The organism is candidate division KSB1 bacterium (assembly GCA_034506335.1).
Taxonomy (GTDB): Bacteria; Zhuqueibacterota; Zhuqueibacteria; order JANLFK01; family Oleimicrobiaceae; genus Oleimicrobium.
In genome coordinates, this window is record JAPDPR010000012.1 from 55,088 (window position 1) to 69,422 (window position 14,335).

Below are 14,335 nucleotides of genomic sequence, written 5' to 3' on the forward strand. Positions count from 1 at the left end.
TTCTACTTGTGCTATGCTGGGTACAGTTGGCTGCCTCGGAGCAACGGGATTGGCGCGTGCACTCTCGAGGCATGCTCCACCAGACCGTCTTCAACACAGGGGAGTTGGGCCGAGCTTACAGCGCAGGTGGCACCGTGCAACCGGGAACTCCCTGCATGGAGTGGCCTCCGTACTCGCGCATCGTCCTTGAGCGGAGGAATTACCCAGGCCAACACAACTCGTTCGGCAGCGGCGTCTGGATCGCGGGCACACGCCCGAGTGGGCGCAAATACGCGTTCTGTGGTGCCGTCTCCAACTCGAGCGGCGACCCGGTGCCAGTGGTGGGTGTCTACAGCATGCCCCTCGACATTCAGCGAATAGAGAACTTTCCGGTGCTCGCTGACGGTACGCTCAACCCGTCGTTCAATCCGGACGAGGCTGAGGAAATCATTATCGCGCGCTGGGACACGCCCGTGGGCATTCGGGTGACACGCACCAGCAGGGCTTGGAGCTACCCCGGCTACGACAGCTTTATCATCTACGAGTACGAGTTCACAAATATCACCTCGGATACGCTCTTCGACGTGTTCATCACCTTTGCCAACACCTTTGCCCCCTCGATGTTCGGGTACCAGCGGAATCATGGGAATTGGACTGAAAGCGCCTTCCGGGGGCAGCCGCCGGCAGGCCTCGGAGATCACTTTGCGCGCTTTGACCTGAAACGTTGGATGAGCTACAACCACGAGCGCGATGGTTTGCCAGACCCCGTGTTTTTCGAAGAGTGGTCATCACCTGGCAATCGCGGCGGCCTTAATTCACCCCAGGCAGTGGGAATCATGGTGCTCCACTATGATTACGAGCACCTGGCCACCCGAAAGCAAACCTCCCAGGTCTTCCTTGCTCCCAGCGATAGCGCAGGTATGTGGGACGAAAACGGTAAAGCTAAGCAACCGTTTCTCCTGCGTTACGAGAACGGGAACCTGCCGGCAGAGGCAAAGACGGCCACGTGGATGGACCCGACTCTAAGGCGCAAGACAGGTATCTGGCAAGGGGAGGATGATTCGACTCGCTTCTGCACCCAGTTTGAACCTGCGCTGTGGAAGTATTGGAAGGGACGTACCAAAACCTCAGCCAACCTTTCGTGGTGGCAGCCGGTTTCGCGGGGGTACGGCTTCTTCCCTTATCTGTTGCCCCCAGGGGAAACAATGCGATTTGCGGTAGCGGAACTGGTGGGCTATGGCCCAGGAGGCCCTGGTGATCGTAAGTACAAGGATTTGGGTGGAAATGTCCGCGCCGGAGTGGATGCTGGTTACTACTTCAATCCGGTACCAAGCTGGTATGACACGCTGCGATACAGCTTTCTGGGAAGCAAGGACTACATCGGCAGCACCTATTTGCAGGATCACCCGCTCCCCTGGTACGTCACGCCAGGGGTAGTGTCCATCCGGGATGTAGCGGACCGCGCTATTCAAATGTACACGGGCCTTCCACTCGCGAAATACGACACATTGCAATTCAAACCGGAAGAGACACCACCGAAAGGCGTGTACAATACAGTCCAGATACCTTTTCCCGCCCCGGCGATTCGCATTGAGGACACGCACGCTGCTGCCAATCGTATCGTTTGGGGACCCGAGGTTGAAGAATTCGACTGTCCTAGATTGCGGGCGCGACTCAATCACTACCTGGTACTTCGTGCGCCACACCCCTTAGGGCCGTGGACCGTGATCGACTCTGTTGGGGTGCGCGACCCCAGATACTTCCAGGATGGTCAGTACGCTGTGCTCGATCCTTACAGCAACCTCGGGGACAACGTGGCATACGCGGTCGTATCTATCGACGAGCTAGGGGGAAGGAGCGGTATGACCAATCTGACTCTCCACGAGACCCAGGCCCCACCCTCGGAGAGCTTGGGGAAAGTCTACGTTGTGCCGAATCCGCTGATCGTCACCAGTGGTCTAACCGGTTCGGACCCGGGCGGCGAGATTGGCGACCGCATCCAATTCATGGGCCTGACAAAGCGTTGCGTCATCAGGATTTTTTCCTACACCGGGCAATTGGTGACGACGATCAAGCACGAGCGCGAAACGTACGGCAATCCTTGGTACCAGTTGAGCGTCAACAACCAACTTGTGGCCTCTGGTGTGTACTACTTCGTCGTTGAGGACTTGGAAACGGGAAAACGTGCCCGTGGCAAGTTCGTTGTAATTCACTGAGACTTACAGGACTAATAGCATGAGGGTTGGCTTGATGCACAAATCCACCGGTGTGGTCGTGCTTGTGGCGCTCTGGTGCTTTCCAGGCCCGACCGAGGCGCAAAAGGTGGGCAGCACCTCAATGCAGTTTCTGAAGGTTGTGCCTTCCGCGCGAGGTGCAGCCCTTGGAGAAGCCTACGCAGTGTGGGCGACCGGAGCAGAGGCGTCCTTTTGGAATCCGGCCGGGCTTGCCCAGTTGGAGCGACTCGAGGTTGCTACCACCTATGTCGACTGGCTCTTCGACTCCCAGCAGGGCGCCCTGGCCATGGCAATGCCGTTGGGCGCCGGAGCAGTGGGAGCGCAGTTGCAATACGTTGACTTCGGGGAGTTCGAGGAGACAACTACTGCCAGGCCCTACATCAATGACCCGGAACACCCTGGATTCACTGGCAGAACTTTCCGCCCATTTGCGTGCGTGGTAGGGGTGTCGTATGCGCGCTACCTGACGGACAAATTCTCCGTTGGGATAGGAGCAAAGTACGCGTATCAATCCCTATTCAGCGAACGGGAAGTGACCGCAATGGTGCGCCAGGGACTTTATGAACGCGTCAAGACGTGGGCAGGCGGTCTTTTTTTTGACGTGGGCATTCGCTACAACACCGGGTACCGGACGATTCACCTGGGCTCGTCCGTGCAGAACTTTGGTGCCAACGTCAAGTTCGCCAGGGAATCTCACCCAGTGCCGCTCCTGTTCCGTCTTGGCGTGGGGGCCGACCTGGTAGGCCCACAAGCTCTGCTTCTCCCCAGGGACAACGGATACCGGCTGGGCGTTGCCTGCGACATATTCCACCCCAATGACTACGACCAACAGGTACATTTGGGGGCGGAATACGAGTGGCATGACACGGTTGCCCTGCGTATGGGGTACAAATTCAATTATGACTTTGATGGGTTAACCTTGGGGGCCGGCCTTAAGTACCGTGTCGATGGACTCGGGGTGAGGTTGGACTGGAGCTACGGAGACATGGGGCTCTACCTGGGTAATGTGCAGCGAATTAGCGTGGGAATGACCTTGCCATGAATCGTTGGAGCATGTTGTTTTTGGGCACCTGCTTCTTGACTTCGCACAGCGCGTATTGCCAGGGATACGGAGGCCCGCTGCTGTTCCAAGGCGTGGAGCACGTGCAGGTCCACTCGGTGGCAAGCCGCGGCATGGGTGGCATAAGCACCGTGTCGGATGGGGATGTTGCCGCCATGTTCAACTGCCCCACATCGTTGGAAGGGATACGGAGAGCGCAATTCGCAGTGGCGGGATGGTTCTCGTGGAACCGCCAGGAGCAAGAACAGCAGTATGCGCCGGTGCGTTACTACCCGAACCTCAGCCTTCTCCTGGAAGGGCTAACTGGGGCGATTCCCGACCCTAATCCAGAGCTTCCGGGTTTCACGGCCGCGGACACCGTCCAGCGACCTTACGACAACATTGGCCCCAATTGGAGTCGCTCCGAGCGCGCAAACAGGCCTTTGCATGTATTGATGGCGGTGCCGGTCTTGCGAGGACAAATAAGCCTGGTCGCCGGAGGCGGGATGGTCCAATATGCGAACCTGAACCATTTCTACCAAAACAACAATGTGTTGTCCCCCTCTATCCTCTCGCAGAGGCCGCTCCCTACATTGCGCCCAACTGATGACAATCCCTTGGCGGTGGATTGGTACCAAACCATCCGGTCCCGAAACGGAGCACTGTATGGCTATGGGTTGGTCCTTGCCGCCACTGCGGAAAAGTACCACCTCTCGTTCGGTCTCAGCGGCTTGTATATCCGAGGCAGCAGCGAGGACTTTGAGCAGGAGATAGGCCGCGGGAAGCTCATTTTCTTTTCCAACGCCTTTCGAGCAGATTCTGTCTATAGGAGGGTGATTCGGTCAGGCACTTCTGATTTCAGTGGCGTCGATTTCGCGGTGAGTGGGACCGTCGGCGGACGTTATGCGCGAATAGGGTTTGCGGTCAGACCTCCGATAGAGATCAAGAGGACCTCTTCACTGCGTGTCAAAGCCGACTCCACCGGATTGCCCACGTTGATCGACAAACGAAGCGAAGATTCTCTCGAACTCCCTTGGCGGGCAGTACTGGGTGTTTCCGTGAGCCCGCGGGAAAACTTCCGCATCGGATTCGAGTATGAGGTGCGGCCGTTTGCCTCCGTGCGCTACCTCGATCCCCAGGGCAATGAAAGCTCACCGTGGCTCTCCAGCTCGCCTTACCGCATGGGGCTGGAATACTACCCGACCTGGTGGTTGGCACTGCGCGCTGGCATGCGGAACGAAGCCGAGGTCTTTGAGCCGGAGGGTAACCATCTTCCGGGCGAGCCAGTATCTTACTCGGTCTACTGTGCGGGAATCGGTGTCTCTGTGGGAAGTCTTGTGCTGGATTTGGCGTGCGAAAGTGGGATCACAAAGTATCAAGATATCTGGTCTAGTGCAATCAGCAAGAACCAGCAACGGCGTTGGACGCTCCTGGCCCAGGTGTCGTATGCGCTTAGGGCCAAACCCTGAAACCGGGCGAGGGGGCAATACACTGAGAGGCGGGTTGAACAAGGGGGGAGCGTCTTGCGGCAAGACCCAGGCGTTGGTCAAAGTGGAGGTATGCCATGAAGAGCAGGAAGTTGATACCGTTTGTGCTAATGGCGTTGCTCGTTGCCTCTACCCTGTGGGCGCAGGCTGTAGGGGATTACCGAACAAGGAATAGCGGCGACTGGAGCAACGCGCAAATCTGGCAGCGGTACAATGGAACAACCTGGCTTGCTACCGCGACCCCGCCGAACGGTAGCGAGACAATTCTCGTGCAAAGCTCGGACTCTGTTTATGTGAACATACCGATCACTATCACCGGGACACTCATCAACCGGGGCATTGTGAATGATGGCGGCAACTTGACGGTGGGAAACGGCGGAACCTATCAGCACGACCGCGACGGAGGAAAGATACCCACAATAACATGGGCAGACGGTTCGAGGCTGCTCATGACAGGTACCGTATCTACTGCCCCGGAGAATCGGAACCAGAACTACTACAACATAGAGTTCAACACTCCCTCGCAGTTGTCCAATTTAAACATGAACCTGAACGATGCCACAGTCAGGGGGAATGTGAGGGTGGTGAACACCGGGAGCGCACGCTGGTACCTCACCACTGCTCTGGCGAACGATACCGCGATTGTGACGATATTGGGAGACGTAATAGTCGAGGCCGGGGCGTTTGCCGTACAGGGGACGAGCAATGCTCAAACGACCTTTATTGTCCACCACTACGGCAACATCGTAGTGACGGGGGGAAACTTCTCGATCAGTCGCGGCTCCCAGCCGGGAGGGACCACCACGTGGTATCTTTATCAAGGTGATTTTTCCATGGCCAACGCGACAACGCAAAGTTCTACCCAGACGCCGGGCGGAGCACGATTTGTCTTTGCGAAGCAGGGAACCCAGCACTTGCATCTGGGAGAAGGCAATACACTCACAGCCTTACCCATTGAGATAGCCAGCGGGACCACGCTCGACATGGGCACAAGCAAACTGGCCGGGAACGGCATTTTCGTAGTGAGCGAGGGCGCAACGCTCATGACGGCTCTGGGCGGTGGGGTAGAGGAAGTGCTGCAGAGCGTGACCGGGGCAGTCACCTTGGCCCAGAATTCCAGCTACGGGTTCAACGGGTCAGTTCACCAGGTGACCAGCACGCGCATGCCCACAATCGTAGCCGATCTTATCATCAACAATGTCGCCGGCGTCACTCTTTCGCAACCGACCACGATCAACGGTACATTGCGCCTCGTTGCAGGCGAGTTCGATAATACGATTCCCTTCACGCTGGGACCAAGCGGGAGTATCTCCTACGAAGGTGGGAGCCTGAAGGTGACGGTCTCTGTTCCCCGAGAGCAAAGCGCCGTGCCAGCAAGCTTTTTTGTGGAGCAGAACTACCCAAATCCGTTTAACGGCTCCACCTTAATCCGATTCGGGCTTCCTGGGCCTGCCGAGGTCTCTGTGAAGATCATGAACCTGCTTGGCCAGGAGGTAGCTACCCTTCTTGCCGGTCGCAAAACGGCGGGTATGCATCAGCTGGTCTTCGAGGCAGGGGAGCTTCCATCCGGGGTTTATCTGTGTCGCGTTCAGGCGGGGAACCAGGTGGAAGTGAGGAGGATAGTCTTGCTGAAATAAAGTCCGGAGTCTACTTGGACGAGCCTGGCGACGAAACTTGAGCGAGTAGTTCCATCAAGAGGGAGGAGCTTGTTATGAGCAGCGAGAAGCACGTTGTTCTGGTGGTTACCATCCTTGTGATGGCGTTTTCTGGGCTGCTCGCCCAGCAGGCGGGGGACTACCGGTCCCTTACTACGGGCAACTGGAGCAACCCTGCCACCTGGGAGATGTTTGACGGCTCGCAATGGGTTGCAGCCAGCGCTGCACCGACTGGTGCGGAACAGATCACGGTCAAAGGGACGGACACGGTGAAGGTGGATGTGGCCGTGGAAATGCAGGGGTACCTGAAAGTGCAGGAAAACGGTGTTGTCACGGTCACGACTGGCTCACTAGCCTTTGCTCAGGGGAGCACTTATGAGCATGCGCGAAACGGCGGGAGCGTGCCTCTGGCCGTTTGGGGCGAGGGTTCTACCGCCCTCTTTACAGGTATCACCAATTCAGCGCCTGCAAATAGGGGGCAAAACTACCACCACGTAGTCCTCAATACACCCAATCTGAGCAGCAACTTGGACCTAAACCTGGCAGGAAAAGTCATAGCTGGGGATATCAGGGTGGTCAGCAGCGGAAGCTCACGCTGGCGCCTGGTAGGTGGGACCTCGGGGACCCTCGTCATTATGGGCGATGTGATTGTGGAAGGCGGACAGCTGGAGACGCAAGGTACCAGTAGCTCGACCCAAGTGTTAGTGGAGCACTATGGTAACGTGCGGGTGACCGGCGGGAACTTTTCTGTGAGCAGAGGAAGTCAAGGCGGTGCAGGAGGCACGGGGTGGACGAGATGGTACTTGCATCAAGGGGATTTCTTGATGTCCAACGCCACCACTCAGAACTCAAACCCTTGGCGTGCCACTTTTATCTTCGCCAAGCTCGGTGGGGTGCAGAACCTGGTACTTGAGAATGTCACGTATGGCGCGGGAGGGCTCCCCGTACAAGTGGATAGCGGCGCCACACTCAATATGGGAAATTCAAGGCTCGGAGGCGATGGCAGTTTCGTCATCTCCCCTGGCGCTGGGCTTCAAACGGCCCTCCCGGGTGGTCTGGATGAAGCCATTGGGCCGGTCGGGTCCAGGACCATTCTTCTGAGCAAACAGGCCTCCTACACGTTCAACGGAGTCCTTCCGCAAGTGCCGGGTGTGTTGCTGCCCGACACGGTGCGAACTTTGACCGTAGCCAATCCTCAAGGGGTCACCCTCAACGACACGCTACGGGCACAGCATATAACAGTGTCGCCGGGCTGCCTGATGTACGTCGAAGCATTAGGGTCGGTAACTGCAGACTCCGGTGGTGTTGAAGGTACCGTCGTGAACCGAGGGGCTCTCGTAGCCAGCGATTCGATCTATTTCGCCCCGGGTTCGGTTTACCAACATGATCGCGACGGAGGGAGTCTTCCGAACGGCATCTGGGCCGCTGGGTCCACATTCCTGTTGACCGGAACCATCCAAGATGCGCCTGCCAACAGGAATCAGAATTTCGCAAACGTCGTCTTCAACACGCCGAACCTTGGGCGCAACAGGGACATGGGGTGGAAGGGGGTGACTATCAGTGGTGATATTCATGTTGTGAACACCGGTTCTTATCGGTGGCACATGAGTTCAATCGCCTCTGGGGACACAGCCGTGATAACGGTCTTGGGGGACGTGCGCGTGGAAAGCGGCCAGTTTGCGGTCCAGGGCACCAGTACCGGGAATACCACCTTCATCGTGCACCACTACGGGGACGTCCTCGTAACCGGCGGCAATTTTTCCATCGCCAGAGGTTCCCAGGGCGGTTCTGGAACTACCACCTGGTATTTGCATGAAGGTGACTTTTCGATGGCCAATGCCACCACGCAGAACTCCAACCCCACGCCTGGCAATGCCAAGTTTGTGTTCGCAAAGACGGGCGTGCAGCACCTCGCGCTTGGTGACAACAATACTATCCAGAACCTGCCCATCGAGGTCTTGCCCGGGACCACACTGGATGTGGGCGTGAGCAGCTTGGCTGGCAACGGGGTATTCATTCTGAACGACGGGGCGACTTTGGCAACCGCTCATCCTGGGGGCGTGGCAGGATTTTTGGGCACCTTGCCGCCTAACCTCGCAGCCTTGAGCACCGCCGCCAACTACACCTTCAACGGAGTGGAGCCGCAGGTCACAAGCGCCGCGCTGCCAACCGTGGTGCAGGACCTCACTATCGCTAACCCGGCTGGGGTAACACTTACGCAAGAGACCACTGTGAATGGCGTACTGCACCTGGTAGCCGGAGAGTTGGACAACACCGTACCTTTCGGCCTTGGCCCGGCCGGTTCGGTGTCGTTTGAAGGCGGCAGCCTCCGTGTGCCACTTGTGGCGGCTGAGTACCGCTCGCTGACCTCTGGTGACTGGAGCGCCGCGAGCACCTGGGAAGCGTACCTATTCGATCGCTGGATGCCGGCACCGATGCCCCCTTCGGGGACGGAACGCATCACCGTGGACAACAACGACACAGTCCGGGTAGACGTGCCTGTAGAAGTGCGCGGCCACCTCAAGGTGCAGGACCAGGCAGTGGTGGAAGTGAGCACTGGCTCGCTGGCCTTCGTGGACACGAGCATCTATGAGCATGCGCGCGATGCCGGGGCGATTCCCATCGCCACCTGGGGTGAGGGCTCCACGCTGCTGTTGACTGGCACCGTGCAGGATGCGCCTGCCAATCGCAATCAGAATTTCTACCACGTGGTGTTCAACACCCCCAACCTGGGCCGCAATCGCGACATGGGGTGGAACGGCATCACCATCGGCGGTGACATTCGGGTGGTGAACACTGGCGCCTACCGCTGGCAGATGAGCACGGCTGCTGCGGGAGATAGCTCGGTGATCACCGTCATGGGGGATGTGATTGTGGAGGGTGGCGCGTTTTCGGTGCAGGGGACGGGCAACGCCTTGACCACCTTTGTAGTGCACCACTATGGCAACATCCAGGTGACGGGAGGGAACTTTTCCATTGCGCGTGGTTCTCAGGGCAATGGGACGGGTACCACGACCTGGTATCTGTACGAGGGTGATTTTTCCATGGCCAATGCCACCACGCAGAACTCCAACCCGACGCCTGGCAATGCCAAGTTTGTGTTTGCCAAGCAGGGTGTGCAGCGGCTCACGCTGGGTGAGGGCAATACCATCATGAATTTGCCCATTCAGGTGAGCAGCGGCACTACCTTGGATGCGGGGCTGAGTGTGCTGGCAGGCAATGGCATCTTTGTCCTTGATGACGGCGCGACGTTAGCTCTGGCGCATGAGGGCGGAGTGGCCGGGTTCCTTGGCACGCTGCCCAACGAGGTGGTGACTCTGAGCACCTCTGCCAACTATTCATTCAACGGAACTGCCCGACAGGTGACAAGCACCAGAATGCCGACCGTTGTGCACGACCTGACCATCAACAACCAGGCTGGGGTTGTCTTGTCGCAGCAAACGACCATCAATGGGGTGCTTCACCTTGTGGCCGGCGAGTTTGACAACACGATCCCCTTTACACTCGGCCCAACCGGCTCCATCTCTTACGAAGGTGGAAGCCTGAAAGTGAGCGTCTCCGTCCGTGAAGTGGCGGACGCCGTGCCCACCACCTTGGCGCTCCTTCAGAACTACCCTAACCCGTTCAACCCGCTGACGACCATCGGTTACCAGATCCCGGCAGCGACTCGCGTGACCTTGACCATCTTCGACGCCCATGGCCGAGAGGTCGCAAGGTTGGTTGACCGGGTCCACGCACCTGGCTCCTACGCCGCAGTATGGGACGCCAGCCAGGTGGCGAGTGGTGTGTACTATTGTAGGCTCCTGGCAGGTGGCACTAGCCTGGTGCGTAAACTGGTGGTCGCCAAGTAGGAATGTTTGCCACCCCTCCTCCGGAACAACGCCGGAGGAGGGGTTTCCCATGCGCGTGCTGAGGAGGCAGTCCATATGTTTGAGGAAGTATGACGTTTCGTAATGGCTTGAATGCAAAGATCATCCTCTTGTGCCTGCTACTCCTGTGGGGCTTTTCTGTTGCACAGGAGCCTCCAGTGCCGCTGAACGTGTACTGGGGGGAAATCCCGCGCGGCGATCGGGTGTTCTACGTTGCACCTGAAGGAAACAACAATAATCCTGGCACAGAGGAGTTGCCGTGGGCCTCATTGGAATATGCCGTGAACCAAGCAAGGCCTGGCGACGTGTTTGTGATGAGAGGTGGGATTTACTACCATACAGCCACCATCAAGATCTCACGCCACGGGACGTCCGAGAAGCCGATCATCGTCGTCGCGTGTCCTGGTGAAGTTCCAATACTTGACTTTTCGGCACAGGCGGAAGAAAGCAGCAACAACGGCGTGCGCCTGAATGCATGGTATTGGCACCTCGTCGGGCTCACCGTGCGCTACGCGGGCCACAATGGCATCCGTATGGATGGAAGCTACAACGTGCTTGAACAGGTTACGGCCTACGGCAATCGAGACACAGGCATTCACATGGCCGGCAATGCCTCCCACAATCTCATCTTGAATTGCGACAGCTTCTTCAATTTTGACGTAAAGACTGCAGGCGAAAACGCCGATGGCTTCGGCGCAAAGTTCGACATTCTTCCCGGAAACCGTTTTGTCGGTTGCCGGGCGTGGGCGAATGCAGATGACGGATTTGATTTCTGGCGCGCAGCCAATACGATCATAGTGGAGAACTGTTGGGCTTTCAAGAACGGGGACCCGTCGCTCTTTGGCAACCCTCCGGGCTTCGGGGGGGACGGCAACGGCTTCAAGCTGGGTGGGGATTACGTGCCGGGGGACCACCTCGTGGTACGATCCATGGCCTTTGATAACTTGGGCCCATCCCGTCAGTCCAAGGGCTTTGATCACAACAACAATACCGGCGCGCTCACGCTGATCCACAACACCGCTTTCAACAATGGGCGGAACTTCTATTTTCCGAGGGACCCGGTTCGTGGCCAGTCGATGTTTGTCAATAACCTGAGCGTTGCCTCATCAGTGTTGGCTACCTTACCACCAAATTCCTTTGCGCTGGGCAATAGTTGGCAAGGTCTGGCCGTCAGTCAGGATGTTTTCTTGAGCGTCGACACAGAACTCGCCAAGGCGCCGCGGCAGATGGACGGCTCGCTGCCCAACGTCGACCTCTTGCGTCCGAGGCCAGGCAGTGTTGTCATCGACCGGGGTGTGGTGTCGGGAGATCCTTTTTGCGGATCAGCGCCCGACATCGGGGCTTATGAGTACGAAGGTGGGGAATGGGTCGAACCTTACGTGCATCGGGGATCGGGCACCGTTGTGGATGATCTGCGTGTGTTTGATATCGAGAATGCGGACGCCTGGTGCGTGGTGGCCGGAGCACCCCTTGGGGCACAGGCCTACGGCGAAGCGAGTCATGTGGTCTTATCAATACCGAGTGGGCTGCAGGTGGAGGAGTGGATCCAGCCATCGCTTAGCTCGCGGACGAAGAACTACCTCTTCACCCTGGCCGAGTTCGTCACCCGTGCGCCGATGGAGCTTTTCGTGGCGCATTCGGAACTTGTTATTGACAAGCCCGACTGGCTCAAGGACTATGAGAATACCGGCATGCGGCTGACGATTGGATCGGCGAGCGGAGCCCCTGAGGAGTTAGCTCTGTTTCGGCGGCAGGTTGGAGCCGGAGAACAGGTGATCCTCGGGCGCAACGCGAAAGACCAAAGGAGTACTGCCCTGATGTATTTGGTTTTCCTTGGCTCGACATCGCAAGGGGTCGCGATGCCCCAAGTTCCGCCGCGGGTTTTTCGGCTGCTTGACGCGTACCCCAACCCATTCAGCGCACGCACGACCATCCTCTTCACACCGCCCCAACAGGCCGAAGTAGAAGTCAGCGTGTTCGATGCGCTGGGCCGCCACGTGGGGCGGCTCTACGAGGGTGGCTCCCTTGCAGAGACCCATGCGGTCGTGTGGGATGCCTCTGGGTTGCCGAGTGGCGTCTACTACTGCCGCATGAACGCAGGAAACCTCGCATATATGCACAAGCTGCTACTGGTGCGCTGAGGACGGGTGTGGTTTGAGGAAGTTGTTTTGCATAAGTGCCCCAGGCCATGCTCTGGTCCGTAGGTCGCCCTCGTTGAGGCCCGCAAGGATCTCCCTAGTGCACCGGTGTCCCGCCGATAAGCCTTCGGTCTAAGCAGACGAGCGGCGGAACCAAGGGATCAAGAGGCTGCTTTTCAAAAGAAATGGGCAAGCAGTCGGAAGCACACGCGCGGGTTCACATGCGGACCCGCCCCCGGAGGAAGCTGGGCATGAAACCATGGTTTACAATAGTGGTGGCAGCAATCTCGCTGTGCACGGGCGGATGTGGACGGGAGACACAAAGGGAGCATCCCAAGTCGGTGACATTTCGGGTGCACAACCCCATCGCAGTACATCGGATTGATGAAGCGCTGATTCTTGACCTTGCTGACATAAGGCGCAAGGCTCCTGACTTCGGTCCCAAAGCATGCCTGGCACTGTGGGAAGGAAAGGAGGTGCCAAGCCAGGCCAACGACCTCAACGGTGATGGGGAGGCAGACCAACTGGTTGTCCTGCTTGACATTCCTCCCAAGAGCACGAAGGAGATTGTCCTGAAGTACTCGCCGGGGCAGATCACGCAGCGCTCGTACACCAGGCGAACCCATGCCGAACTTTCAGTGAAGACTGGAGGGGCCTTCGTAGGGAGAAAGTATGTGGGCGGGCAATGGGTGAACGTACACACATTGCAGGTGCCCAAGGAGCATACCGACCATTCGGAGTTCATTCGTTTTGAAGGCCCGGGCTGGGAGTCCGACCGCGTGGGATATCGCTTCTACCTAGACTGGCGCAATGCCATTGACGTCTTTGGCAAGAAGGTCCCTGGCATGGTTTTGCAAGAGGTGGGACTGGACGGATTCGAATCCTACCACAGTATGGCTGATTGGGGGATGGATATCCTGAAAGTTGGCGAGTCGCTAGGCATCGGCTCAGTGGGCATGTGGGTCGACGGTAAGGCACAACGTGTAAGTGTGGTTGACAGCGTCCAGTGCGAGGTGGCGCTGGACGGACCGGTGCAATCGCTTGTTCGCACCACGTATTGGGGTTGGCGAATCGGGGGATATAGCAGTGACCTCGTTTCCGAGCTTTCGATAACAGCGGGAAGCAGAATAACCACTCACCGGTTGCAGGTGAGGGGGAACGTGCCTAACCTTTGTACGGGGATTGTCAAAGACCCTGCCGCCGAGTCGTTTACTTCAGTGGGTGGGGGGCAATACGGTTACCTGGCGACCTATGGAAAACAAAGCCTTGCGGGAGACAGCCTGGGGCTGGCGGTCCTTTTTCGCCAAGAAGACCTCATGACCTTCGCGGAGGACGAGTACAGCCACGTGGTTGTGCTGCGTCCGGCAGGAGGGAGGGTAACGTACCACTTTTTGGCCGCATGGGAGCAAGAACCCGGGGGTATCAAGACCCGGGCGGAGTTCGTGGCTTACTTGGAGGAGATGCTGCAGAGGCTCGACCATCCGATAGTCCTTGAGTAACTCAAGACCTTTGGCCTTTGATCGGAGGCTACTCACGTGGAGATGCGATACTTGGCTGACCCAGTCCGGTTTCAGCGCATGACGACCGTGGAGGTACGCCAGAGCTTTCTTGTCGACACCCTTTTCGTGCCGGACAAAATAGTGCTCGTGGGCGTTGACTTGGACAGAGCAATCGTGGGCTCGGCAGTGCCGAGGCGAAAACCTTTAGCGTTGCAAGAGACATCGTCCCCAAGCGGGTTCTCCTGCGAGCGGCGCGAGATGGGCATCCTCAACATTGGGGGCGAGGGCGTGGTTCGGGTAGACGGCGGCGCGCACCGACTAGCCAACAAGGATATCATCTACGTGGGCCAGGGAACTAAGCAGATAGTGTTCGAGAGCATAGACAAAACCACGCCGGCGGAGTTTTACCTGCTGAGTTATCCTGCGCACAGTGCG

Annotated in this window: 8 protein-coding genes; all 8 read left to right on the forward strand. The window is 57.9% G+C overall.

What is annotated here, in order from left to right:
• Positions 1–155: 155 nt before the first annotated feature.
• Positions 156–2,195 (forward strand): T9SS C-terminal target domain-containing protein, encoded by a 2,040-nt coding sequence (locus ONB25_05970; protein ID MDZ7392424.1) that lies wholly within the window; start codon positions 156–158, stop codon positions 2,193–2,195.
• A 34-nt stretch (positions 2,196–2,229) separates the two neighbouring features.
• Entirely contained in the window at positions 2,230–3,255 is a 1,026-nt protein-coding gene (locus ONB25_05975; GenBank protein ID MDZ7392425.1) for a PorV/PorQ family protein, read from the forward strand.
• Positions 3,252–4,721: a hypothetical protein gene (locus ONB25_05980; protein MDZ7392426.1), complete on the forward strand. Its 1,470-nt coding sequence runs from the start codon at positions 3,252–3,254 to the stop codon at positions 4,719–4,721. The genes ONB25_05975 and ONB25_05980 overlap by 4 nt, the downstream gene beginning before the upstream one ends.
• Positions 4,722–4,816: 95 nt before the next feature.
• Positions 4,817–6,376: a T9SS type A sorting domain-containing protein gene (locus ONB25_05985; protein ID MDZ7392427.1), complete on the forward strand. Its 1,560-nt coding sequence runs from the start codon at positions 4,817–4,819 to the stop codon at positions 6,374–6,376.
• A gap of 74 nt (positions 6,377–6,450) precedes the next feature.
• On the forward strand, positions 6,451–10,245 hold the full coding sequence (locus ONB25_05990; GenBank protein ID MDZ7392428.1) for a T9SS type A sorting domain-containing protein: 3,795 nt from the start codon (positions 6,451–6,453) through the stop codon (positions 10,243–10,245).
• Between the two features lie 89 nt (positions 10,246–10,334).
• On the forward strand, positions 10,335–12,404 hold the full coding sequence (locus tag ONB25_05995; protein ID MDZ7392429.1) for a right-handed parallel beta-helix repeat-containing protein: 2,070 nt from the start codon (positions 10,335–10,337) through the stop codon (positions 12,402–12,404).
• Positions 12,405–12,652: 248 nt separating this feature from the next.
• Positions 12,653–13,900, forward strand: coding sequence for a DUF4861 domain-containing protein (locus ONB25_06000; protein ID MDZ7392430.1), 1,248 nt, complete (start codon positions 12,653–12,655; stop codon positions 13,898–13,900).
• A 36-nt stretch (positions 13,901–13,936) separates the two neighbouring features.
• A partial coding sequence (locus ONB25_06005) for a 5-dehydro-4-deoxy-D-glucuronate isomerase (protein ID MDZ7392431.1) occupies positions 13,937–14,335 on the forward strand: 399 nt, incomplete at its 3' end.

Excerpts from the sequence above, each read along its gene's own strand:
- ONB25_05985 (MDZ7392427.1), top strand. The coding sequence starts at position 4,817 with ATGAAGAGCAGGAAGTTGATACCGTTTGTGCTAATGGCGTTGCTCGTT.
- ONB25_05975 (MDZ7392425.1), top strand. The coding sequence starts at position 2,230 with ATGCACAAATCCACCGGTGTGGTCGTGCTTGTGGCGCTCTGGTGCTTT.
- ONB25_05970 (MDZ7392424.1), top strand. The coding sequence starts at position 156 with ATGGAGTGGCCTCCGTACTCGCGCATCGTCCTTGAGCGGAGGAATTAC.
- ONB25_05995 (MDZ7392429.1), top strand. The coding sequence starts at position 10,335 with ATGACGTTTCGTAATGGCTTGAATGCAAAGATCATCCTCTTGTGCCTG.
- ONB25_05980 (MDZ7392426.1), top strand. The coding sequence starts at position 3,252 with ATGAATCGTTGGAGCATGTTGTTTTTGGGCACCTGCTTCTTGACTTCG.
- ONB25_06000 (MDZ7392430.1), top strand. The coding sequence starts at position 12,653 with ATGAAACCATGGTTTACAATAGTGGTGGCAGCAATCTCGCTGTGCACG.
- ONB25_05990 (MDZ7392428.1), top strand. The coding sequence starts at position 6,451 with ATGAGCAGCGAGAAGCACGTTGTTCTGGTGGTTACCATCCTTGTGATG.